Annotated in this window: 21 protein-coding genes; 6 read left to right on the top strand and 15 right to left on the bottom strand. The window is 69.4% G+C overall.

What is annotated here, in order from left to right; all coding sequences use genetic code 11:
• Positions 1-64: 64 nt before the first annotated feature.
• The gene (locus ACYVLP_RS03325; protein WP_460625900.1) at positions 65-508 is read right to left on the bottom strand and encodes a pyridoxamine 5'-phosphate oxidase family protein; all 444 of its coding nucleotides are present in this window, start codon (positions 506-508) and stop codon (positions 65-67) included.
• A gap of 156 nt (positions 509-664) precedes the next feature.
• Between ACYVLP_RS03325 and ACYVLP_RS03320 the strand changes: the two genes are divergently transcribed.
• Positions 665-2,041, top strand: a complete 1,377-nt coding sequence (locus tag ACYVLP_RS03320) for an MBL fold metallo-hydrolase RNA specificity domain-containing protein (RefSeq protein ID WP_460625899.1) — start codon at positions 665-667, stop codon at positions 2,039-2,041.
• 46 nt (positions 2,042-2,087) lie between these two features.
• Here the strand turns inward: ACYVLP_RS03320 and ACYVLP_RS03315 are convergent, their stop codons facing one another.
• Entirely contained in the window at positions 2,088-2,744 is a 657-nt protein-coding gene (locus ACYVLP_RS03315) for a response regulator (protein ID WP_460625898.1), read from the bottom strand.
• Between the two features lie 85 nt (positions 2,745-2,829).
• Complete coding sequence (locus ACYVLP_RS03310) at positions 2,830-4,602, bottom strand: GAF domain-containing sensor histidine kinase (protein ID WP_460625897.1); 1,773 nt, start codon at positions 4,600-4,602, stop codon at positions 2,830-2,832.
• 129 nt (positions 4,603-4,731) lie between these two features.
• On the opposite strand from ACYVLP_RS03310, the gene ACYVLP_RS03305 reads away from it, so the two are divergent.
• The gene (locus ACYVLP_RS03305; protein ID WP_460625896.1) at positions 4,732-5,241 is read left to right on the top strand and encodes a hypothetical protein; all 510 of its coding nucleotides are present in this window, start codon (positions 4,732-4,734) and stop codon (positions 5,239-5,241) included.
• Complete coding sequence (locus tag ACYVLP_RS03300) at positions 5,238-6,128, top strand: universal stress protein (protein ID WP_460625895.1); 891 nt, start codon at positions 5,238-5,240, stop codon at positions 6,126-6,128. Before ACYVLP_RS03305 ends, ACYVLP_RS03300 begins: the two co-directional genes overlap by 4 nt.
• 78 nt (positions 6,129-6,206) lie before the next feature.
• On the opposite strand, the gene ACYVLP_RS03295 is transcribed toward ACYVLP_RS03300, so the two are convergent.
• The 12 genes from ACYVLP_RS03295 to ACYVLP_RS03240 form a co-directional block, all read right to left on the bottom strand.
• Positions 6,207-7,235 (bottom strand): ABC transporter permease subunit, encoded by a 1,029-nt coding sequence (locus ACYVLP_RS03295; RefSeq protein ID WP_460625894.1) that lies wholly within the window; start codon positions 7,233-7,235, stop codon positions 6,207-6,209.
• Entirely contained in the window at positions 7,232-8,119 is an 888-nt protein-coding gene (locus ACYVLP_RS03290; RefSeq protein WP_460625893.1) for an ABC transporter ATP-binding protein, read from the bottom strand. Before ACYVLP_RS03290 ends, ACYVLP_RS03295 begins: the two co-directional genes overlap by 4 nt.
• Positions 8,116-8,619 carry a GntR family transcriptional regulator gene (locus tag ACYVLP_RS03285; RefSeq protein ID WP_460625892.1) on the bottom strand — a complete coding sequence of 168 codons (504 nt, stop codon included), beginning with the start codon at positions 8,617-8,619 and terminating at the stop codon, positions 8,116-8,118. Before ACYVLP_RS03285 ends, ACYVLP_RS03290 begins: the two co-directional genes overlap by 4 nt.
• A gap of 134 nt (positions 8,620-8,753) precedes the next feature.
• Positions 8,754-9,011 (bottom strand): hypothetical protein, encoded by a 258-nt coding sequence (locus ACYVLP_RS03280; protein WP_460625891.1) that lies wholly within the window; start codon positions 9,009-9,011, stop codon positions 8,754-8,756.
• Positions 9,012-9,149: 138 nt separating this feature from the next.
• The gene (locus ACYVLP_RS03275) at positions 9,150-10,088 is read right to left on the bottom strand and encodes an alpha/beta fold hydrolase (RefSeq protein WP_460625933.1); all 939 of its coding nucleotides are present in this window, start codon (positions 10,086-10,088) and stop codon (positions 9,150-9,152) included.
• Between the two features lie 216 nt (positions 10,089-10,304).
• Positions 10,305-11,036 (bottom strand): methyltransferase family protein, encoded by a 732-nt coding sequence (locus tag ACYVLP_RS03270; RefSeq protein WP_460625890.1) that lies wholly within the window; start codon positions 11,034-11,036, stop codon positions 10,305-10,307.
• A gap of 48 nt (positions 11,037-11,084) precedes the next feature.
• Positions 11,085-12,116, bottom strand: a complete 1,032-nt coding sequence (locus tag ACYVLP_RS03265; RefSeq protein WP_460625889.1) for an alpha/beta fold hydrolase — start codon at positions 12,114-12,116, stop codon at positions 11,085-11,087.
• A gap of 13 nt (positions 12,117-12,129) precedes the next feature.
• Entirely contained in the window at positions 12,130-12,573 is a 444-nt protein-coding gene (locus tag ACYVLP_RS03260; protein ID WP_460625888.1) for a hypothetical protein, read from the bottom strand.
• Positions 12,574-12,624: 51 nt separating this feature from the next.
• Positions 12,625-12,882 (bottom strand): DUF3303 domain-containing protein, encoded by a 258-nt coding sequence (locus ACYVLP_RS03255; protein WP_452267634.1) that lies wholly within the window; start codon positions 12,880-12,882, stop codon positions 12,625-12,627.
• A 15-nt stretch (positions 12,883-12,897) separates the two neighbouring features.
• On the bottom strand, positions 12,898-14,139 hold the full coding sequence (locus ACYVLP_RS03250; protein ID WP_460625887.1) for an acyltransferase family protein: 1,242 nt from the start codon (positions 14,137-14,139) through the stop codon (positions 12,898-12,900).
• Between the two features lie 19 nt (positions 14,140-14,158).
• Positions 14,159-15,154 (bottom strand): DUF4389 domain-containing protein, encoded by a 996-nt coding sequence (locus tag ACYVLP_RS03245; RefSeq protein WP_460625886.1) that lies wholly within the window; start codon positions 15,152-15,154, stop codon positions 14,159-14,161.
• Positions 15,145-15,714 carry a hypothetical protein gene (locus ACYVLP_RS03240; RefSeq protein ID WP_460625885.1) on the bottom strand — a complete coding sequence of 190 codons (570 nt, stop codon included), beginning with the start codon at positions 15,712-15,714 and terminating at the stop codon, positions 15,145-15,147. Before ACYVLP_RS03240 ends, ACYVLP_RS03245 begins: the two co-directional genes overlap by 10 nt.
• A 474-nt stretch (positions 15,715-16,188) precedes the next feature.
• On the opposite strand from ACYVLP_RS03240, the gene ACYVLP_RS03235 reads away from it, so the two are divergent.
• From ACYVLP_RS03235 to ACYVLP_RS03225, 3 genes are all read left to right on the top strand, one after another.
• Complete coding sequence (locus tag ACYVLP_RS03235) at positions 16,189-17,706, top strand: alpha/beta fold hydrolase (protein WP_460625884.1); 1,518 nt, start codon at positions 16,189-16,191, stop codon at positions 17,704-17,706.
• A 110-nt stretch (positions 17,707-17,816) separates the two neighbouring features.
• Positions 17,817-18,728 (top strand): alpha/beta fold hydrolase, encoded by a 912-nt coding sequence (locus ACYVLP_RS03230; RefSeq protein WP_460625883.1) that lies wholly within the window; start codon positions 17,817-17,819, stop codon positions 18,726-18,728.
• Positions 18,729-18,920: 192 nt separating this feature from the next.
• Positions 18,921-21,305 carry a lysylphosphatidylglycerol synthase transmembrane domain-containing protein gene (locus tag ACYVLP_RS03225; protein ID WP_460625882.1) on the top strand — a complete coding sequence of 795 codons (2,385 nt, stop codon included), beginning with the start codon at positions 18,921-18,923 and terminating at the stop codon, positions 21,303-21,305.
• Positions 21,306-21,315: the final 10 nt, after the last annotated feature.

Here is a 21,315-nt window from a genome sequence, read left to right as displayed (position 1 = left end):
CGCACGCAGAATGAAGCCCGGCGGAACCGACCCCGAGGGACGTCCCGCCGAGCGTCCGACGGGCTCAGCTCCGCGTGGGCAGCTCGCGACCGCTGATGCTCTCCGCCCTCACTCGAATCCACACGGTGCCCTCGTCCGGGAAGTCGATCCACGGCGCGTCCGCACGGCCTTCGAGGGCGCGGATCTCCGGCTCGCTGGTGACCTCGACCGCCGGCCCTTGCATGAGCACGCTCCAGCCCGAGCGCTCGGCGACGTCGTAGCCGTCGGCCTCGAACGCGACCTCGTCCCGGTCGAGCGCCGCCTGGATCTTGGAGGCGCCGGCCGTTCGGAAGCAGACGTCGACGCCGTCCACGACGTGTGCGACAGGTAGGACGCTGATCGCACCGTCGAGCCGGAAGGCCACCCGCCCGATCGGCGCGGAGGCCAGTCTCGCGAGGCATTCATCCAGTCCGAGGACGACGAGGCCGGTGTGGTCGCGTGCGCTGTCGGCCAGCTCTGCGGTGCTCATGGTCGTGGTCCCTTCGGTCACCCGGGCGCGTCCCGTCGGCTCGATCCTCGTCGAGGCCGGACCAGCGCAGCAGGGTCGAAGGTCCCTGTCAGTGCCGCAGACATCACGTCACGGTTGCCGTATGGGTGCTTGTCGAGCCGGCGGGTGTGCACGCAGATGAATGCCGCACTGACCTTCCTCGGGGCTGCCGGCACCGTGACCGGGAGCAAGTTCCTGCTCGAGCACGGAAGCGCCCGGGTCCTGGTCGACTGTGGGCTGTACCAGGGTGAGCGGAAGTGGCGCCGGCTCAACTGGGAGCCGTTGGCCGTCTCCCCCACGTCGATCGCCGACGTCGTGCTCACGCACGCCCACCTCGACCACTGTGGGTACCTGCCCCGACTCGTGCGTCAGGGATACGGCGGCCCGGTGTGGGCCACCCCCGGGACCGCCGCGTTGTGCGACATCGTCCTGCGCGACAGCGCGCACCTGCAGGAGGAAGAGGCGACGTATGCCGCTGCCGCCGGGTACTCGCGGCACGACCCCCCGCTGCCGCTCTACACCGTCAGCGACGCAGTGCGGACATCAGAGCTGATCCGAACGATCGGCTACGGGGAGCGGGTCGCTCTGGAGTCAGGCGCGACCCTCACCGTGCACCGAGCCGGGCATGTGCTCGGATCCGCGTCGGTCCTGCTCGAGCTCAACGGCACCAGCGTGCTGTTCTCAGGGGACCTGGGACGTCCGCATCACCCGCTCCTGCTCCCCAGGAGCGACCCGCCTTCCGCGCGCATCGTCGTCATCGAGTCCACGTATGGCGACGCAGCTCATCCGTCGCGTCCCGCCGACGACCATGATCGGCTCGGCGAGACCATCAGACGCACGATCGGCCGGGGCGGGTCCGTGGTCATCCCGGCTTTCGCCGTGGACCGCACCGAGCTGGTGCTGCTCGCCATCGGGAGACTGCGGCGCCGTGGGTCCATCCCGGATGTGCCGGTGTACGTGGACAGCCCGATGGCCTTGTCCGCGCTGGACGTCTATCGCCGCCCCGATCTGAGCGACGAGATGCGCCCCGAGGCTCTTCTCGAGCTCACCACGATGCACGGCCTGAACGAGTCCCGCACCGCGCAGGAGTCGCAGCGGCTCAACAACCCGGGCAGGCCCTGCATCATCGTCTCGGCTTCCGGCATGGCGACCGGAGGCCGAGTGCTGCACCATCTCGCCAGCCTGTTGCCGCACCCTCGCAACAGCGTCGTCCTCACCGGGTACCAAGCCGTCGGCACGCGCGGGCGAGCCCTTCAGGACGGTGCCCGCGAGGTCAAGCTGCTCGGCAGGTATGTGCGCGTTCGTGCCGAGGTCGTGGTCGACGACACCTTCTCCGTCCACGCGGATGCCGGCGAGCTGGTGTCGTGGCTCGAGGCCATGCGCGAGCCACCCGAGTCCGTGTACGTCGTGCATGGCGAGCCGGCGGCCAGTGCCGCACTGGCCGAGCGCATCAGACACAGCATCGACTGTGCGGTCGTGGTCCCGCGCGTGGGCGAGCGCGTCCTGCTGGGCTGACAGTGCGTCCAGCCGCCCGCTCACACCTGCAGGCGGCGTGGACGGCTCACCCCTCGTCCGTGCGATGCGCAGGCTCGTGCGTCACGGCATACACGGCTGCCTGGGTCCTGCTCTCCATTCCGAGCTTCGCCAGCACCGAGGTGACGTAGTTCTTCACCGTCTTCTCCGACAGCGACAGCGCCTCCCCGATCTGCCGGTTCGTCAGACCCGCCGCGACATGGTCGAGGATCCTGCGCTCCTGAGGGCTCAGGTGGCGTAGCCGCGGATCGGGGGTGTCGTCGCGGCTCGTCCATCTCTTCCGCAGCACGCGGACGCGTTCGCCGTCCAGCAGGTTCTCTCCGGCGGCCACCCGCTGGATCGCGTCCACGAGCCCGTTGCCCTTGATGTCCTTCAGCAGGAAGCCCGACGCGCCGGCCAGCACCGCGGCTGCGAGGGCGCTCTCCTCGTCGTACGACGTGAGGATCAGGGCCTTGATGTCAGGGTCGACCGACCGGATGCTTCGACACGCGTCGATGCCGGATCCGTCAGGCAGCCGGGCATCGAGGACGGCCACATCGGGTCGGAGTGCCGGCACTCGCCGTTCCGCCTCGCGAGCGAGTCCGGACTCCCCCACGATCTCGAAGCCGGGTGTGCTCTCCAACAGCTCGCGCAGGCCACGGCGGACGATCTCGTGGTCGTCCAGCAGGAAAACCTTGATGGTCACGTGGGGCCACTCCTTGGGGACTTCGAGGGCGCGCCGGGGACCGGGCACGTCACCACTGTCGATCCTGCACACGGACGCCGACCGGTCATAGGGCCGAACGTCCCGAGCGCGTCCGAACCGGCACTGACCAGGTGAGTCGCGTTCCCGTTGGCAAGGCTGCCGCGACGGTGAAAGATCCCGAGCGCGACGTCGCGCGGCGCTCGAGGTTGGCGAGCCCGCTGCTGCGCCCCCCTGCCCCGATCCCGACGCCGTCGTCGATGATCTCGATCAGCACCGTCGGCCCGCACGTGAGCCTCACGCAGCCCGTGCCCGCTCGAGCATGACGGGACATGTTCGAGAGCCCCTCCCGGATCACGGCCGCCACGTCGTCCTGGAGCGACTCTTCCAGCGCGGTCACGTCGCCAGTGAGCTCCAGGCGTGGCTCGAACCCCAGGCTGTCCGCATACGACCTCACGATCCCCTCGATGTCCACGGGATCGACGGGAGCACCGGCGTTGGCGTGCAGGTCGAAGATGGTCGAACGAATGTCCTTGATCGCATCGTCCAGGCTGTCGACAGCCTCGTCCAGGCGCTGCTGGACCAGGGGATGGACGGCAAGCCTGCCGGCAGACTGGAGGGACAAGCCGGTCGCGAAGAGACGCTGGATGACATGGTCATGCATGTCGCGGGCGATCCGGTCACGGTCTTCCAGCATCGCGACGAGCGCCCGATCATGCTGTGCCCTCGCGGCCGTGAGCGCGAGCCCCGCCTGCTGCGCGAACGCCGCCAGGTCTGCCATGGCATCGCTGGCCGCCTCGGCCTCGGCCTTCTCCGGAGACCAGGCGAGCAGAAGGAACCCGATGTCCCCCACCCCGACCGGGATGGGCACGATCGCCACCGGACCCGCGGCATCGAGACCAGCGATGGACGCCACGGCTGAAACGACAGCGCTCGACCCGCGGGTGTCAGGGCCGGGCAGCAGGAGCAGATCCTGGCTGGCGCCGAACACCTCGGCCCAGTGCTGTCCGTCGAGCATCGGCCAGTCGTCCGGTCGCTCGCGCGGCCCGGCCGGCTCTCCGGCGGCGAGGTGCGTGGCCCGGACCGATACGTAGCCGGCTTCATCGCGCAGCGCCACGGCGCACATCGCGCTTCCGGTGAGGCCGCACACCAGCTCGACCATGAGACGGAGCGCTCGATCCTCGTCGTCGCCTTCGAGCAGCGACTGGGTCAGGGTGCCGGTGGCCTCCGCCCACCGCCGCTGTCGTTGGGCCCGCTCGTAGAGGCGGGCGTTCTCGATGGCCACACCAGCCGCCGCAGCCAGAGCCACGAGGATCGACTCGTCGGCCGCCGTGAACCCATGTCCGCCCTGGCGCTCGGCGAGGTACAGATTGCCGAAGACCTCGTTCCGGATCAGGATCGGCGTGCCGAGAAAGCTCGTCATGTGCGGATGGTGCGGCGGGAACCCATACGAGTCGGGGTGAGCGGTGATGTCCGCCAGCCGCCGCGGCCGCGGGTCGCTGATCAGCAGGCCCAGGACCCCATGGCCCCGCGGTGGGTCGCCGATGAGCTCTCTCTCCTCGGCGCTGACCCCGTGGGTGACGAACTCGACAAGGTGCTCCCCGTCCGGGGAAAGGACACCCAGGGCCCCGTAGCGAGCATTGACCAGCGCGCAGGACGTACGCACGATGCGGCCCAGCACCTCGGACAGCTCCAGATCGGCGCTGACCGCTGTGACGGCGTCGAGGAGGGCTTCGAGCTGCGCGTGCCCACGGAGCTCGGCGCCCGCCGGGTCCGTGCGCTTGGACGTCGGATCCTCGACGCTCGCGACCGAGCCGTCCGACCGACGTCCTTCGGCTGCCAACGGTTCGCCCACGCCCACATCAGGAGCCTAGCCCGGCCGCAGTCCGCGGCGGTGAAGAGCGAAGGTGAACCGACGAACATCACAGCGCGGCCGTGACGGGACCATCGGCCCAGGGCGCCAGCCGTATGGCAGGTCATCCTTGGGCTCATGACCGGCCCCCGACCCCGACCTCGTGCTCTCCGACGCGACCCGGGCACTCGAGAGGTAGTCGGCGGCCTGGTCAACGACGAATGCGCGAGCGCCGTTGCCACGACGACGGTTCGGCTCGCACGAGAGCTCGCCGCGCAGGTCCGGTTCGTGCAGGTGATCCCCGAAGGAACCACCCCCGCGCGTCGGGCCGAGCTCGAGGACGGCGTCCTCGCTGCTGCGCTGGACGCCCTTCGCGGCCAGCCTCGGGTCAGGGTGACCTTCGAGTATCCGTGTGGAGATCCTGGACGGCTCCTCGTCGACCGCAGCCGGGGGGCGCTTGCCCTCGTGGTCGGCGAGGACCACGTGAACAAGTCCGACGTGATGGGCCACGTCGCGGACTACTGCCGCGCCATGGCGGGCTGCCACGTTCACGTCGTCGCCGACGAGTCCCCCGCCGGGACCTTGGTCCCTGCCCGGGCACCACGGCGCGCGAAAGGGTTGGAGCACAAGGAGAAAGGACGATCATGAAGGCGGCAACGGACATCGTCGTGGGCTTCGATGGGAGCCCTGGTGCTGAGTGTGCGGTGGACTGGGCGGCTCAGGAAGCCGACCGCCGCGGTGTCGGGCTGCGCGTGGTGACGGCGAGGGTCTATGTGGACCTCCCGTTCGCGGGCGCCGGCGTCCTCGCTGTGCCGCCCCGAGACCCGTCCGCGTCCGCGAGCGGGGTTGTGGCCGAGGGGCGGCGGCGTGCAGAGAAGGTTCTCGACGACGCGCGAGTCGCGACGGTGACCATCTGGGGACAGCCTGCTGGTGCCTTGGTGGACGAGTCGCACGAGGCATCCCTGGTCGTCGTCGGGCACCCCGAACGAGGCAAGGCGCGTGAGTACATCACGGGCTCGGTCGCGTTCGCTGTCGCGGCACACTCGAACTGCGACGTCGCCGTCGTGCCACCCGGCGATCTGGTCCTGCCCGGGCCCGACCGCCCCGTGGTCGTCGGCGCCGACGGAAGCCAGGCGGCCCTGCGGGCCGCACTCCGGGCCGCTGAGATCGCCTCCCGTTGGGGTGCTCCGTTGCTGGTCGTCCGGGCGTGGCAGCTGCCGAGCCTGACCGGGTGGGCGGGCTCCGCTGGTGGTGTCGCCGCAGAGCCCGACGAGATCGCCTTCTACGAGAGTGCGGCTCGCGAGTCGGTCGACTCGACTGCGGCGGCGGTTCAGGAGTCCTTCCCGGACGTCACCGTTCAGACCAGGGTCGTCGAGGCGCATCCCGTCGTCGGACTGCTCGACGCGGCCGAGCACGCGGGCCTCCTCGTCGTCGGGACCCGGGGGCTCGGGGGCTTCAAGCGCCTGCTGCTCGGATCGGTCAGCCGCGCGGTCATCCACTACGCCGAGACGCCGGTCATCGTGGTTCGCACGTGACGCTGCTGCCGTCACGGCCGGACGGCTCGCGGGCGGGTATGCCGGGTGCGCCGACAGTGCCCTCAGTGCGGGTGCGCGTCAGGTACGTCGGCGCACGAGCCACACGGTCGCCGCAAGCAGCACGAGGGACACGAGGGCCAGCCAGGTGACCTCCATGGCCTGGAAGGTCCAGTAGCGGCTGTCGGGTTGGTAGGTGGTCCACTGGGTGTAGCCGTGCTGGACCAGGTAGTGGAACGGGTCGGTCGGGTCACCGCCGGGCTTGGCAGCGACATCGCCGCCCGCGTTGCTCGTCTGGAAGCCAAGGGACTGCAGGACCTGGTTCACCTGCGCGTCGCTGACCCGGGCGCCTCCCCGGGTCCACCAGGTCCCCAGCACCTGGTCGCCGCTGGACACTCGTGGCTGGGCCGTGTCGAGGGGTGCGAGGTAGTGATACTTGCGCAGCTCGGCGGCGAGGAAGACGAGTCCGGTCCAGACGGCCAGGGAGGCGACCAGGGCCGGCACGACGCGCCTCGTGAGCAGCCCCGCGAGCACGCCGATGGAGTACGCCAGCAGGGGCCATCCGACCGCGGCGACACCGGTGATCCCGAACACGATGGGATGCAGCCGCTGCAGGTCGCCGGCGCCGATCAACGGGACGTCGTACCAGGAGACGAGGGCTCCGTATACCGCGCCCACGATGGCGACGCCGACAGCGCCGGGGATGACGACAGCCAGCAGCCAGCGGATCGGCCCCGCCCCCTGCGTCCAGGCGAACCGGAAGGTGCCGGTCTCGAGCTCTCGTGCGAGCAGGGGCGCGCCGACGAAGGCCCCAAGGACGCCCGGCAGGAACACGAGCATTCCGTCGATGAACCCAGGGCTGCCGTAGGTGTCCTGGAAGGTGTCCCAGGCGAAGTGGCATGCCGCAGATCCCTGGGGCCGGCACGCCACTGCTGCGTCGTACGCACTCCTCATCTGCTCGCCGCGAATCACGAGGTACAGCGCCACAGCACCCAGCACCACAACGGCCCCGGCGACCGTGGCGCGATACCGCCGCCAGGCGACCCACCCGAGGCGACGCCACGGCACGGGACGAACGGCGGATGCCGGAGTCACCGTCAGGGCGGTCATGGCTCGGCCCCCACGGCTGCGAGAGCAGGCGCCGACGGTGCATCACGCAGGTAGGCCATCGCGAGCTCCTCCACCCCGACCGCGCGGGCCTGCCAGCCGACCGGCTCGGGATCGAACGCCGGGTCGAGGCCCACGAGCAGATGCTGCTGTGCGCCGGCCACACTCGACTCGATGACCTCCCAGCTCGGGTCGGGTGGCTTCCCCGCTGGTCCCGTCATGAGCCGGTGCCGGTCGCACAGGTCGTCGACGGGTCCGTCGAGCCGGACGAGTCCGTGGGTGATCAGGACCAGGTAGTCGGCGACACGCTCGAGCTCGGCCAGGACATGCGAGGAGAGCAGGACCGACACGCCGTCCTCGGCCATCGCACCCATCACGGTCGCCATGAAGTCGTGGCGGGCGATCGGATCGAGCCGCGCGGTCGGCTCGTCCATGACCAGGAGCCGCGGATGGCGCGCAAGTGCGAGCGTCAGCGCCAGCTGAGCCTGCTGCCCGCCGGACAGTCTGCCCGTGCGGGTGTGATCCGAGATCTCGAGCTCACGCAGCCGGCGGCGGGCGAAAGCGAGGTCGAACCCGCGGTTCAGGTTGCGAGTCAGGTGCACCATGTCCGCGACAGACAGGTGGGCGTACAGCGGCATGTCCTGGGCGACGAACGCGATGCCGTTGAGTGCGGCAGGCGAACCCGCCGGGACCCCGTCGAGAACGCTGACCTCGCCGCTGGTCGGGGCCACCAGGCCGACTGCGATGAGCAGGAGGGTGGTCTTGCCGGCGCCGTTGGGACCTACCAGGGCTGCGAGGTGGCCCTCCGGGATCGCGAGGGTGCAGTCTCGGAGAGCCGAGGTGCGGCCATATCGCTTGCTCAGCCCTCGCGCCTCGATGATGCTCACGCGACACCGCCTCTGACCTGGTCCGGACCCGACTGCGGGCCGCCGGCGTCGCTTGTCCGCCGGCGCTCAGCGAAATCCCGCAGCGTCGTGCTGAACAGCGCAACGACGCGGCTCTCGTCGAGCCCCGCTGCCTCAGCCTCCTCGAGCCAACGGAGCAACCGCCGACGCAACCCGGCCAGCTCGGGAAGCGTCGCCGTGGTCCCGTCGCCCTCGATGAAGGTGCCCTGACCGGGACGACCCGAGGTCAGGCCTTTGTGCTCGAGCTCTCGGTAGGCCTTGAGCACCGTGTTCGGGTTGATGGCGAGGTCAGCGACGACTTCCCGGACCTTCGGCAGCTGGTCTCCCCGCCTCAGATAGCCGACGAGCAGCGCGTCCTCTACCTGACGCACGAGCTGGAGGTAGGTCGGCACGCCGGACGCCGGGTCAAGCCGGAACTCGATCGGCGACCGCGCCGGTGCCGACTCAACTCCTCGCCCGCTGATCGGCTTATCTAGTGTCATAAGACAACGGTACTTCTCGACGGCTCAGCGTCAACCCCCAGGGCAGGCGCGCGCGGGCCCTCGCGCCGGCATACTCCCTAACGGGTCGCGAGGTCGTCCTCGTCGTCCAAGGGGCCTGGGTCGGGAAACTGGCCTCAGGGCGTGTGGCGGCGGCGGGCCCACCAGGACCTGTGGCGGACGGGAACGGCGTGCAACGAGGCGGGCCGTTCGCAGATGGCGCAGTCAGGTCGGCCGCACCCGGGCGACCCCATCGCGGTGATCAGCGCAATGGCCCGGTCGGTGTACTCGTCCGCCAGCTGCCAGACGAGGTCCATGCGATCCTCACCGACGGCGGCGTTGACTTCCCAGACATACGCCTCGTGCAGCTCGCGCAGCAGGTCGGTGTCACTCATCGTGTACCTCCGACCTCTGCCGCCCGGCCGGGTGCCCCGCGGCTGGATCCTCAGGTGCGTCGCGGCTCTGGAGGGCCGTGCGTGCTCATGCCGGGCCTGGCTCAATTGTATCCGCGATGCCGCGCCGGTGACTGCAGGTCACTGGCGCAGGCGAACCAGAACCTGGTCGTTCGCCTCGCGCCAGCGCTGTGACATCGAGGTGCCGCCATGCCCGTCCCCTTCATCGACGATGAGCGTCGACCCCGGCCAGCGTCGGTGCAGCTCCCACGCAGTCACCGTCGGGGATGAGATGTCCCGTCGACCCTGCACCAGCACGCCCGGAATGTCCCGGAGGCGTTCCATCCCGTCTGGGATCGGCGGACTGCAGAACCCGTCGTGCGACCAGTAGTGCGCCGTGAGGCGCACGAACGCGTGCCGGAAACGCGCGTCGTCCCACCTCGGGTCGCGCCGGAAACCTCCCGTGCCGATCGAGATATGGGTGTCTTCCCAGAGGGCCCACTCCTGTGACGCAGCCTCACGGACCGCAGGGTCTGCCGATTCCATCAGGTGCGCATACGCCTCGACCAGCCGGCCCTGACCGCGGCGGTACCCGACGCCGGCGTTCTCGGCGTGAGCGGCGAAACGGTCCCAGGCCTCTGGAAACACGCTGCCGACACCCTCGGTGATCCAGTCCACCTCACGTCGGCTCGTCGTGGTGACGGCGAACAGGACGATGCCGAGCACACGGTCTGGATGTGCCTGCGCATAGGCCAGCGCCAGGGTGGACCCCCACGACGCGCCGTTGACGATCCATGAGCTGATGCCGAGGTGCTCGCGAAGGTGCTCGATGTCGCTGACGAGGTGGTCGGTCGTGTTGGCAGACAGGGACACCGACGGGCCTGAGGCGTGTGGGGTCGAGCGACCGCATCCCCGTTGTTCAAAGCCGACCAACCGGGTCTGGTCGAGATCGAAGTGCGTGCGGTACAGGCTCGTACGCAGGCCACCACCAGGACCACCGTGAAGATACACAGCCGGGACACCGGCCCGCGATCCCCACTCTTCCCAGTAGATCTCGTTCCCCTCACCGACATCGAGCATCCCTTGAGCACGTGGGCCAGCGTGTGCGGTCACCACGCAATGACACCACTCTTTGACACCACGCAGTGACACCACGCAGTGACACCACGCAGTGACACCACGCAGTGACACCACGCAGTGACACCACGCAGTGACACCACGCAGTGACACCACGCAGTGACACCACGCAGTGACACCACGCAGTGACAGCCGGATCGTCGCGGCCAGGCCGGGCCGCTACCTGGTCGGGAGTCTGGGCATGAGCGCAGGGACGCGGGCGGCATACGCGTCGTAGGCAGTTCCGAACTCTCGCCTGAGGTCGCGTTCCTCGAACGCGATCCCCAGAGCGATGTAGCCGCTCGCCGCGAGGGCGAAGAAGAGATGCGCTGCTCCCATGTGCGGAGTCACCCAGAAGGCCACCAACAGGCCCGTCATCAGCGGATGGCGCACGACGCCGTGGAGGCCGTCGACCCGCAGGCCCGCGATGGTTGCGACGTCCTGCCGTGGCGCCCATCCCGCCTGTCGCAGCCCGAGGAGCTCGAGATGGTCGACCGCGAACGTCGAGGCGATCGCGAGGATCCAGCCGGTTGCACACAGCGACCACAGCACGATCGCGGCCAAACCGTCGACGCGCCAGACCTGGCCGCCCCACGGTTGCCACAGCAGGAGCAGCACGGCGAGGCAGAGGTCGGTGGCAAGGACGTATGCCGTGCGCTCGAGCTCGGCGGGAACGCGCCGGCGCAGCCACGACTTCACCTGATGACGTGCCATCACGGAGTGCTGCACGGCGAAGAGCAGCAGGAGCGCCGTGTCCACGACGATCGCCGAGGGGGTCGTCGTGCGTGTGGGTCCGTCGACGGTCCTCGGGACGACGACGCCGGCGAGGAAAGCCATGGTCCACAAGGTGACCGCGACGAACCCGCACCAGCCGGCCGCGGAGAGAACGAGATACGCGAAGCGTCGTGACATGCCTTCATCGTGCGAACATCTGCGGGCCGAGTCAGCCGTGGAAGTACCTCAGTTGTGTGGTCCGCTCGCCACGTACCAGGCGGCGATCTGCGAGCGCGTCCTGAACCCGAGGCGCAGCCGGATCCGCTCGACATGCGACTCGGCCGATCGCTCGGTGATGCCAAGACGCTGGGCCAGCTGACGGTTGGTGAGACCGTCGGCCACGAGAGCGGCGACCTCTGACTGGCGGGGCGTGAGCCCGGTCGGCATCGTGCTTCTGAGCTGGGGCAGGCCGAGGAAGCGCCGAACCTGGGCAATGACGGACTCTGCGTCCCCGAAGGCGGGCAGATGTGAGCGTCCCTCGAGCTGGACGAGCTGGGCATCGGGGATCTCGTCGGCCAGGACCACGCTCTGGCTGACGGGTGCGGCTCGGTCGCCGCGCCGGTGCAGCACGAGAGTCGGCGCTGTCACGCGCGGCAGGACCGGACGCACGTCGATGTCGTACGCGAGGCGCAGGAGTGCCACCGCTGTCTCGGACGAGGAGGCAGCGCGCTGGTAGCCGGCAAGGGCTCTGCGGGTCCCGGCGTCCGCGTCAGGTGCGAAGAGATCGGTGAGGAGGTCCGAGCCCAGGCCCCAGTGAGTCGCGAGGAGCCCGAGAACATGGCGTCTGCTGTCGCCGTCGCCGATGGCGGCGCCCGTGGCCCAGCCGCCGTACAGCACCAGTCGCGAGACCGTGTCGGGCCGGTCTGCGGCCCACTGGGCAGCCACCGCCGCCCCCATGGACCAGCCGAGAACGTCGAAGCGGGTCATGCCGATCGCCTCGGTGACCGCCCTGATCGTGGCCACCTCGAGGTCCATCGTGCGCGGGCCCTCGTAGGCGTCGGAGAGCCCGCAGCCCGGTCGGTCGTACCGCACCAGAGTGCGGCCCGACGACAGCGCCTCGTAGAAGACGCGGTCGGCCGGGATCGCCCACCCCAGCTCGAGATGGCTCAGCCATCCCGGCACCGCAAGAAGGAACGGACCGGTCCCCGTCAGGGCGTAGGCCACTCGCACCCCATCGGCCAGGGGCGCCATCCCCAGACGCTGGTCTCGTGCAGCCACGGCACCAGCCTTGTTACGCCCGCTCGAAGATGAGGTCGAAGTCCTTGCGCCAGGTGGTTCCGCGATCCTCAGATGCTTCCCAGCGACCTGCGATCCGGCTCGGCCCGACGTCAGCGATGAACCGCTGGAACATGTCAGGGTCCTCTCGGCTCAGGGTCCACTGAGAGCCCGCGAAGGTCATGGCGAACACGCGGCATACCCCTCGTTCGTCGTGGTAGAGCGCGGTGAATGCGTCGCGTGCGTCACTCCGACCAAGGACCAGGACCATCTCGCTCGTGGCGGATCCGACATCGCCCTCCATCGTCCAGCGGAAGACCACGAACGCGTCGCCCAGCCACTCGACCGTCGCTGAGCCTGGCACCTCGAGATCGGCCGGTTCCAGGAACCACGCGTTTCGTAGCGTCGTGTGCCACGACCCGACCAGGACAGCCAGCCGCTCCATGGCCTCGTTGCGCATCGCTCCCCCTTGGGCGTCAGTACCCTGGCCCCGCTTGCCTGCCCTGCGCGGCTATGTGTTGGGAGCGACCGGCCTGTCGCTGACCGGGGTGATCTCGCAGACCGTCACACCGGTGCCCGGCTTGAGGAACGCTTGGAGATGCGCGATGTCGTCGGTCTCCACCACGAGATATGTGGTGTGCTGGGGGAAAGCCAGCCAGAAGCCGTGGATCGTCACGTCCGGGTTGTCGCGGTCGAAGAGCGATCGTGACCCGCCTGCGCCGTACGGGCAGTCCGCCGGGGCATGAGATTGCTTGATATGGAACAGCATGGTGCTCCTCGGTCATCATGCGTCCAACCGGACGCCTCCCGTCGTCTCAGAGTGTAGCGACGGCCCGGGTGGCACTCCGGTCGTTTCAGGATGACGCCCCGACGGGAGCTCGTACGCGGGCCAGGGCGCCGGGTGCCCGTGGCCGGCCGACACGTCGGGTATGCCGCCAGGTCGGGGCCGCAGCGCGCGTAGCGTTCCGCCGTCGATCGGCGGCGCGGCCCCACGAGGTCTGCGGCCGAGCTTGGCCCGCAGGGGGCGTTCGACGAACCGGAAGCTGGCCTCGGCCAGGACGGCAGACATGACAATCCAGGCGACATCACCGACCACAGTGCGCCCGAGCACATTGAGCACCGCAATTCGCGCCAGGACGTTCCAGAGATAGATCGAGTACGACCTTTCGCCGAGCCACCGCATCAGGCGGCTTGCGAGAAGTCGTCCAGCTGCCGAACCCGGTGCCGATACGACACCGACCAAGATCGCTATGGTCAGGGCGGTCCCCGCGACGATCACCAGAGACGCGCGATAGGTGTCGTTCCGATATGCCAGAACGGGCAGCAGGGCCACGGCCATCAACGCTGTGGGCGCAAGACGCCGAACCGTCCCGGTCAGCCACGTGTTGTGAACGACCATCGCGAGCAGTGAGCCGACCAAGATGGGCAGAGCGTTCGTGTCGGTCCCGACATACTCGTGCTGGTCGAAGAACACTTCTCGACTCAGGCCGAGATAGAGGTCAAGCGCCACGGTGACACCGATGAGCGTCACCGTGAGTGCTGCGAACAGCCGAGGACTTCGCCGGTATCCCCACAGCAGGGCCAAGGGCCAGAGCAGGTAGAACTGCTCTTCGACGGAGAGCGTCCAGGTGTAGTTCAAGTAGTCCTGGGTCGCGAAAGGGTGGCCGGTCCAGTCGAAGAGACTTGTCGTATAGGTGACCGCTGCGCCGGCGGGTCCCACGATCTGCCCCACGCTGAGGTCCTGTCGAACCAGATACAGCACCACCACCGTCACCGCCACGACTGTCACCAGCGCCGGGCAGAGGCGCGCCGCGCGTCGGCGATAGAACGCCCGGATATCGATGCGTCCGGTGTCGAGCTCCCGGACCAACAAGGTGGTGATGAGATACCCGGACAGGCAGAAGAACACCGTCACACCGACGAAGCCGTCGATGAGCGGTCTGGTCGGGGCGTGCTGGCCGAGGACCAGAAGGATTGCCACGCCACGGACGCCATCCAATCCGGGCTGGTTGCCCCGGTCGTGCACCGACCAATTTTATCTGGTCCTACTCTCGCGGTGGCGACGCCTCCGGAGACGGGGCGACCGACTCGGGTGGCACACGTGCCGAGACTGGCGCCCTGGGTGGCTCCAGACCTCCCTCGTCGAGCTGGAACGGCGGGTACGCGTCCGTCATCAGGGCGGCATACGCGATGACCCGGTAGACCCATCGGTTCAGCCCGATGATCAAGGCGAAGAGGGAGGTCGGGTACCGGCCCGAGAAGAGGAGCATGACCCCCGCGACGATGACGAGCAGGCCGAGGACGCCGCCCCCGATCGGGTCGAAGCGGTAGATGTCGCCGTTGCGGGCGGTGGTCCAGCCCCAGCCCCCGCCGACGAACAGGGCCACGATGAGGTACTGCGGGATCGCGAGCAGCCACCACTTCACGAGGACGAGCCCCCGCGACAGGTGATCCGGATAGGCGATGTCGAGCGTGGCAGGGTAGTCGGGCTCCGCGCCCAGGCTGAAGGGTGGGTAGCGGTCGGTGCCGAGTCCTCCATGTGCGCAGTAGAACTCGACCCGCCAGGACCAGCGCAGCACGCCGAGGTTGAAGCCGAAGAGTCCGCGGGGATAGCTCCCGGTGAACAGGATCGCGAAGAAGGCGATCAGGGCGACGACGCAGAAGGCGCACCACAGGAACGCCAGCACGATGAAGTGCGGGATCGCGAGCAGCCACTTGACCAGCCACCTCCACCGCGAGAGCCCGTCGTCGAGCCACGCGTTGAGGGCCACCGGACTGCCGGCCCACGAGTGAGCCTCCGGAGTCGGCGGGCCGCCGAGCGGCCCCTCCTGGTCGAGCACCCCGACCGCGCCTACCGCGCCGACCGCTCCGGCCACGGGCGGAGCCGCCGAGCCGGCACCGGCAGTCACGTCAGGGGCGCCGTATGCCGGGTACGGGCCCGGCGGGCCAGGCTCCGTCCGCGCGGCGCCCGCACCGAACACAATGAGTGCGACAGCGACACCTGTCAGCAGGACACCGAGCCCCATCATGATCAGCGCCATCGGCAAGAGGAAGCCGGCCCGCACGCCGACCGTGGCAGCAAGGTCGACCCCGGCCGAGCCTCGGCGTTCATCAGCACGGCATCCCAGCGCCCGCTCGAAGGCCTCCAGGTCAGCACTTGCTGGCCTGTCCCAGACACCTTCGACGTCCAGAACGTCTGCTCGGTCGGAGGCGCGATCTCCATGTCTCCGGGAGTCGTGCGGTAGGTCGGCACCCGCCGGTCGGAGATGTCGATGATCTGGTCGTGCGCGGTCCCTGCCAGGTAGGCGCTGACGGCATCCGCAGGGCCGAACCCCAGGAAGATCGCCTTGCCTTGATCCACCGAGCGCGCCGTGAGTCGGATCTCTATGTCAAGACGATCCAGCACCCACTGCGGCACGTCGGGCTCGCTCCGGACAACAACATCTTCGACCGTGATGGCAGGCGTCGGTGTCCGGAGGCTGTCGAGAGACGCCGAGAAGAAGCCGGCATCGTCCTTGGCCACGGCGTTCGCGACAGCGATGCCGGCTCCGCCCAAGACCAGCCCCAGTCCCGGCAGGAGCAGCAGGCAGCCGATGATCACGGCGGCGAGGCTGCGGCGGGGGGGCGTCTCGACGGGCGGCTGGTATCCCGGCGGATACCCGGGCGGTGGATGCCTGGGAGGCCCGGACGGAGGTGGTGCTGTGCTGGGAATGTTCATGGTCCAGGGCCTGTCTCGGCGCCGGTAGCCGTGTCGTCCTGTCGCCGAGGCGACGCGGACGGCTTGTGTCGGCGTCCTGGAGCTCCCCGGTGTCCTCACGCTACGCCGGACCGGGAGCGCTCGTGCCCGGTATAGCCGGACTCGGCCCCGGCCGAAGATCCCGGTGACCCACGCCCGTCCTCACTGGTGTTCTACTGAGCTGGAGTCTGACCTCGCTGGGCAGCACTCGGCGGTGAGCGGGCGGAGGACCTTCGGATCTACCGCAGGGACTTCGACGGGCCACACGCTGGAGTCGATGTCCGAGACGGCCGCGCTTCGTGCCCGGCGCTCGGCAGGGCCCGGTGAGGGAGGTGCCCGATGGGACGCGGCCGACGATCCGGCACGGCGCTGGTCACCGCCATCTTCATGTCGACGATCGTGCCCCTGGCCGCGGCTCTGGCCGCCTGCACGACGCAACAGGACATCGCCTCCGAAGGAACGCACACGGCATACGGCAGGCTCGTGGACGGAGAGCCTCTGGTCGCCTGCACGATCAAGGGTGAATATCCCGTGCACGCCGAGGCGTCGGCGCTGTGTGGCACGCTTCGGGTGCCGGAGGACCGGTCAAAGCCGGACGGGCGCCAGATCGCGCTGCGTATTGCCGTCGTCCCCGCGCTCGCGTCGCGTCACGCGCCCGAGCCGCTGTTCGTGCTGGCGGGAGGCCCGGGCGCACCCAGCACCCAGTTCTTCGCCTGGCTGCCAAGCGTGTTCGCGGAGGTGCATGCTTCGCGTGACATCGTCCTTGTCGACCAGCGCGGCACGGGCGCCTCGAACGCTCTCGAGTACCCGGCCGTGCCCGACACGCACGGGCTCTCCCCCACCGCTGCGAATACGCGGCTGTCCGCCTGGGCCGGCGGCGCGCTCGCGGCGATCGATGGCGACCCACGGTTCTACACCTCGACGGTCGCGGCCGACGACATCGACGACGTCCGAGCGGCACTGGGCTACGAGCAGATCGACCTCTACGGGACGTCCTACGGAGGGACCCTCGTGCAGTACTACCTGCGCCAGCACGCGGACCGGGTGCGGGTGGCCGTCCTCGACGGCTCGACTCCGGTCGACGTGCCGGTCCTGGAACGGATGGCGGCCAGCAGCCAGGCCGCCCTCGACCTGCTCTTCAAGCGCTGCGCAGCCGACCCGGCCTGCCACGAGGCGTTCCCGAGACTGGCGAACGATTGGACGACTCTGCTGAACCGGTTGGCCAAGCCCCTGACTGTCGTCGACCCCGCATCGGGTGACACGGCTGTCATCGACCAAGCCTTGCTGGCCAACGCTATTCACCTCGCGCTGCTCAACGAGTCGACCGCGGCGCAGGTCCCGCTCGGGATTCACCTCGCCTCATTGGGCCGGTGGGTCGATGCGGCCGATGTCATCGGCGCACCACCCTCGGGTGGTCCGACGCTCGTCATGGCCGACGAGATCCTGTGCTCAGAGGCCTGGGCCAGGCTCAGGCCGGCCGAGGTCGCGCGGCTCGGCAGAGGCAGCTACTCACTCCCCATGGAACAGTCGAATGCGACGCAGCGCGAGGCCAAGTGCCGCTACCTGCCGAAGGGCGCTGTCTCGCCGGGTGACGGCGCCGCGGTCAGGACGCGGATTCCGGTGCTGTGGCTGGTGGGCGACGGCGATCCGCAGGACCCGCCGTCGAACCTCTCCGGTGTTCCGGCCCAACAGCCGAACAGTCGCATCGTCGTGATGCCGGCTCAGCAGCACGTCGTCGGCCAGCTCGGGTGCATGCCGTCCGTCATCGCGGCCTTCCTCAGCAGCGCAAGCGCGATCGGGCTCAACACGTCGTGCGTCGCGAAGGGATCTCCGGCTCCGCCGTTCCGCCTGAGGTGATGCGGCCACTTCCGGGTGGCGTGGGCGGGACCTTGGGCTCTGGCGGGCTGGGACGTGCCGCGATCGGCTTGGGGGCCGGCGAAACTCTCAGAAGATTGGGGCGAGGGACGATGCGGTGGACGATCGGGGCGCGGGACTGGCCGAGAAGGGTGACGCTGCGGGATGTCTCCCTTTTCGTCGACCTGATGGGCACGGGTGAACCGCTGGTGCTGATGCACGGCGGGCCCAGTGCCGATCTCTGGACGTTGGGCGCGTTCCGGCGGCTCGCGAACGAGTACACCTTGGTGTTCTACGACCACAGGTGCAACGGGCGATCGACGGGCGCGCCGGTGTCGTCGATGAGCTGGGACAACCTCACCGCAGACGCCGACACGCTGCGCAAGCACCTCGGCTTCGAGACCTGGGCGGTGCTCGGACACTCGTTCGGAGGGAATGTGGCCCTGGAGTACGCATTGCGCTACCCCGACCACGTCTCGCGGCTGCTGCTGGTCGACACGGGTGCCGACAGCCGGTGGGCGCGGGAGGTCGCGCCAGAGGTGCTGGCGCGGCGTGGATACCCACCCGACAAGGTCGAGCTCGTACGGCGGTGGTTCCGGGGTGACTTCAGCCGCCGCGAGTACTACCGGATCTTCTGGCGGATCGGCGACGCCTACAGCGCGGGCCATGGTCTGAGCGCCGTGGCACGCGAGCTGGCCGCCGGCGGGTGGCGGTCGAGGATCCGGCCCGAGGCGTTCATCTACGCAAGCCGGCATCTGCTTCACGACTGGTCGGTGGCGGACCGGCTCGGCGAGATCACCGTGCCCACACTGGTATTGGCCGGGCTGGACGACTTCGTCTTTCCGCCCGAGTGCCAGCGAGAGCTCGCCGACGGCATCCCCCGCTCCGAGCTCGTGCTCATCGAGCAGGCAGGCCACAACCCACACGACGAGCGGCCGGACGAGGTCATGCGAGCTGTGAGGTCCTTCCTTGCATCGACGGCGCCGACGATGCCAGCTGGGCCATCGTCACGGGCAGCTGACTGACGCCGGCCCGAGGCCGCACCATCTGTGCACTTCGTGCGCGACGTGCTTCGACGCCGCCCTGTGGCTGACGTACCGTCCGACCGGCCTGCGGCGGTAGCGCTGCCGCCAGACGCCCGAGCGAGCGCTGTTAGGCGAGTCGCCAGCGGCAGCTGTGTTGCGGCGACATAATCCTGGCGGGAAGGCGGTGAGGGCATGAGCGCAGCGGGGATGGTCCTGTCCGCGGACGAGCCCCGACACTCGAGCGTCCTCGACCGGTGGGCGGGGGCGCTGCTGCGGAGCGGAGCGCAGTCCAAGGGTGTGGTGCGCTCGCCCGTCGACGCCGTCCGCTGTGTCGTCGCGCTGCTGGTCGCGGCCCTTGCATGGTGGGCCGGCGGGGACGTGCGTGGCTCGGGATGGTCCCTGTCGGGGGTGTGGGTCGGGGCCCTGCTCGCTGGGATCATGCTGTTGACGTTGACCGGGACCGGGGTTGCCCTGGTGGTGCTGGCGATCCGGCAGCGGCGGTGGCTTCTCGGGCTCCCCGCAGGGCTCGGGGCGGTGGCCGCGCCTCTGGTCGTCGTCGGGGCGGCAACCGGCGATATCACGCTTACCGGTGTGGGGTGGGTCATGGGGGTCGCCGCGACTGCCGCACAGTGGCCGGCGGGTCTGGGTCCGCTCCATCGGGCGCTCGTCCTGGGCGAGCTGACCACCGCGGTGTACCTGCTGCTCTACACCACGATCTCCTTTCCTGCGCTCGCCACCATGGCGGCGATCGGCTATGCCACCGGATGCGCGTGGCGGCTGATCGTCGGCCGTGACATCCCGACAGTCACTCCCGCCGAGGCGGCGGCCCTGGCACGCGACATCGGGGTGGTGGTCGCCGACCCGCGACGTGCCCGGCGGGCACGCAACGGCATGGCGGAACGGTTCCACGCGCGCGCCGACGTGGGCAGCGTGGAGATCTGGGTCTACCAGCGCAGCACCGTCGACACCCAGGTGCTGTCGCGGCTGCTGCGGTTCCTCTGGTACCGCAACGCACGTATGCCGGTGCCGCTGACCCGGCTGCAGAACCTCGAGCATCACCTCGCGGTCACGATGCGGGCAGCCGAAGCCGGCGCATCAACCACGACCATCCTGGCCGCCGGCCTTGCCGGAAGCGCGGAAGACGTGGTCGTCGTGACCACGCTCGACCACGGCCGGACGCTTGCCGAGCTCGACGGCGACGATCTCGACGACCGCCTCCTGGACCAGCTGTGGCACGTCATGCTCCGACTCGGACAGGCCGGTGTCTCGCACGGTGCCATCACGGCAGAGGCGGCGGCGACCGACGGCACCTCGTGGACGGTGCGCAACCTACCCGGCGGATCGGTCGTTGCGAGTGCTCGCGACCTCGCCGCCGACCGGGCCGCCTGCCTGGTCGTCACCGCCGGGGTCGTCGGTCCGGACCGCGCCGCCGCTGCCTGCCGCCGGGCCCTGGACGACCAGCAGCTCGCCGACGTCCTGTCGATGGTCCAGGTGGCGGCGCTGCCTGCGGACGCTCGTCCGAGCCGCAAGTCCCCGCTGCTGAAGGACCTGCGCCAGGCGCTGACCAGCGACCTCGGCGTCGAGTCGGCCGAGCTGGCCGAGGTCCGGCGGCTCAAGGCGGGCAGCATCCTCATGGCCCTCGGCACCCTGCTCGGCGTCTGGCTGCTGATCGGCCAGTTCGCCGGGTTCGACGATCTCTGGCAGACCATCCTCTCCGCAAGCTGGGCTTGGATCGCCGCCGCGTTCGTCGTCGGAGTGCTTCCCAACTTCACGCAGGCCGTCGCGATCAGCGGCGCGGTTGCGGCGACGATGCGAATCGGACCGCTGGTCATGCTCCGGCTTGCGGACGGCTTCTTCGGACTCATCGGCGGCACCGTCGCGACCACTGCGGCGGCGGTGCGCTTCTTCCAGAAGGAGGGCCTCGGCGCCTCCGTCGCGGTGAGCTCGGGCGTTCTGTACAGCCTGGCAGGCTTCGCCGTTCAGGTCGTGCTCTCGTTGATCGCGGCGCTGTTCGCATGGGGCTCGTTCTCCCTGGCGAACCTGCAGTCCAGCTCTTCGGAGACCTCGGAGAGTGCGGGCGGCCACGGTTACCTGCTGTGGCTGCTGCTGGCCGCCCTGGTGCTCATCGGAGTGATCGCCGGACTGCTGGCACTGCGTCCCCGCTTCCGTCAGCAGGTGGTCGACAAGGCCAAACCCCAGTACGAGATCGTGCGCGACAACCTGCGCGAGATCGCGAGCAAGCCTGCCAAGCTGCAGCGCCTATTCGGTGCGAACCTGTGCAGCCAGGTTCTGCTCGCATGGAGCCTCGGGCTGTGCCTGCACGCCTACGGCGGCTCCACCTCCGTATGGGTCCTGATCCTGGTCAACACCGCAGCCTCCCTGCTCGGCGGCCTCGCGCCGGTCCCCGGTGGCATGGGAGTCATGGAGGGCGCGATCATCACGGGACTCATGGCGGCCGGAGTCCCGGAAGCGCAAGCGGTGCCAGCCACGTTCGCCTACCGCCTCATCACGGCATACCTTCCGCCGGTGTGGGGATACCCGGCCATCTTCTGGCTGCGCAAGCGCGAGTACCTGTGACCGACGCATC

The organism is Intrasporangium mesophilum (assembly GCF_054783095.1).
The sequence above is the reverse complement of the archived record's forward strand: the minus strand, read 5'-3'. Positions and strand labels throughout refer to the sequence as shown.

What these genes read in the sequence shown, in the direction of transcription:
- ACYVLP_RS03320 (WP_460625899.1), top strand. Translation starts at nt 665, where the DNA reads ATGAATGCCGCACTGACCTTCCTCGGGGCTGCCGGCACCGTGACCGGG.
- ACYVLP_RS03270 (WP_460625890.1), bottom strand. Translation starts at nt 11,036, where the DNA reads ATGTCACGACGCTTCGCGTATCTCGTTCTCTCCGCGGCCGGCTGGTGC.
- ACYVLP_RS03225 (WP_460625882.1), top strand. Translation starts at nt 18,921, where the DNA reads ATGAGCGCAGCGGGGATGGTCCTGTCCGCGGACGAGCCCCGACACTCG.
- ACYVLP_RS03285 (WP_460625892.1), bottom strand. Translation starts at nt 8,619, where the DNA reads ATGACACTAGATAAGCCGATCAGCGGGCGAGGAGTTGAGTCGGCACCG.
- ACYVLP_RS03230 (WP_460625883.1), top strand. Translation starts at nt 17,817, where the DNA reads ATGCGGTGGACGATCGGGGCGCGGGACTGGCCGAGAAGGGTGACGCTG.
- ACYVLP_RS03280 (WP_460625891.1), bottom strand. Translation starts at nt 9,011, where the DNA reads ATGAGTGACACCGACCTGCTGCGCGAGCTGCACGAGGCGTATGTCTGG.
- ACYVLP_RS03295 (WP_460625894.1), bottom strand. Translation starts at nt 7,235, where the DNA reads ATGACCGCCCTGACGGTGACTCCGGCATCCGCCGTTCGTCCCGTGCCG.
- ACYVLP_RS03255 (WP_452267634.1), bottom strand. Translation starts at nt 12,882, where the DNA reads ATGCTGTTCCATATCAAGCAATCTCATGCCCCGGCGGACTGCCCGTAC.
- ACYVLP_RS03275 (WP_460625933.1), bottom strand. Translation starts at nt 10,088, where the DNA reads ATGCTCGATGTCGGTGAGGGGAACGAGATCTACTGGGAAGAGTGGGGA.
- ACYVLP_RS03300 (WP_460625895.1), top strand. Translation starts at nt 5,238, where the DNA reads ATGAAGGCGGCAACGGACATCGTCGTGGGCTTCGATGGGAGCCCTGGT.
- ACYVLP_RS03245 (WP_460625886.1), bottom strand. Translation starts at nt 15,154, where the DNA reads ATGGCGCTGATCATGATGGGGCTCGGTGTCCTGCTGACAGGTGTCGCT.
- ACYVLP_RS03305 (WP_460625896.1), top strand. Translation starts at nt 4,732, where the DNA reads ATGACCGGCCCCCGACCCCGACCTCGTGCTCTCCGACGCGACCCGGGC.
- ACYVLP_RS03325 (WP_460625900.1), bottom strand. Translation starts at nt 508, where the DNA reads ATGAGCACCGCAGAGCTGGCCGACAGCGCACGCGACCACACCGGCCTC.
- ACYVLP_RS03260 (WP_460625888.1), bottom strand. Translation starts at nt 12,573, where the DNA reads ATGCGCAACGAGGCCATGGAGCGGCTGGCTGTCCTGGTCGGGTCGTGG.
- ACYVLP_RS03235 (WP_460625884.1), top strand. Translation starts at nt 16,189, where the DNA reads ATGGGACGCGGCCGACGATCCGGCACGGCGCTGGTCACCGCCATCTTC.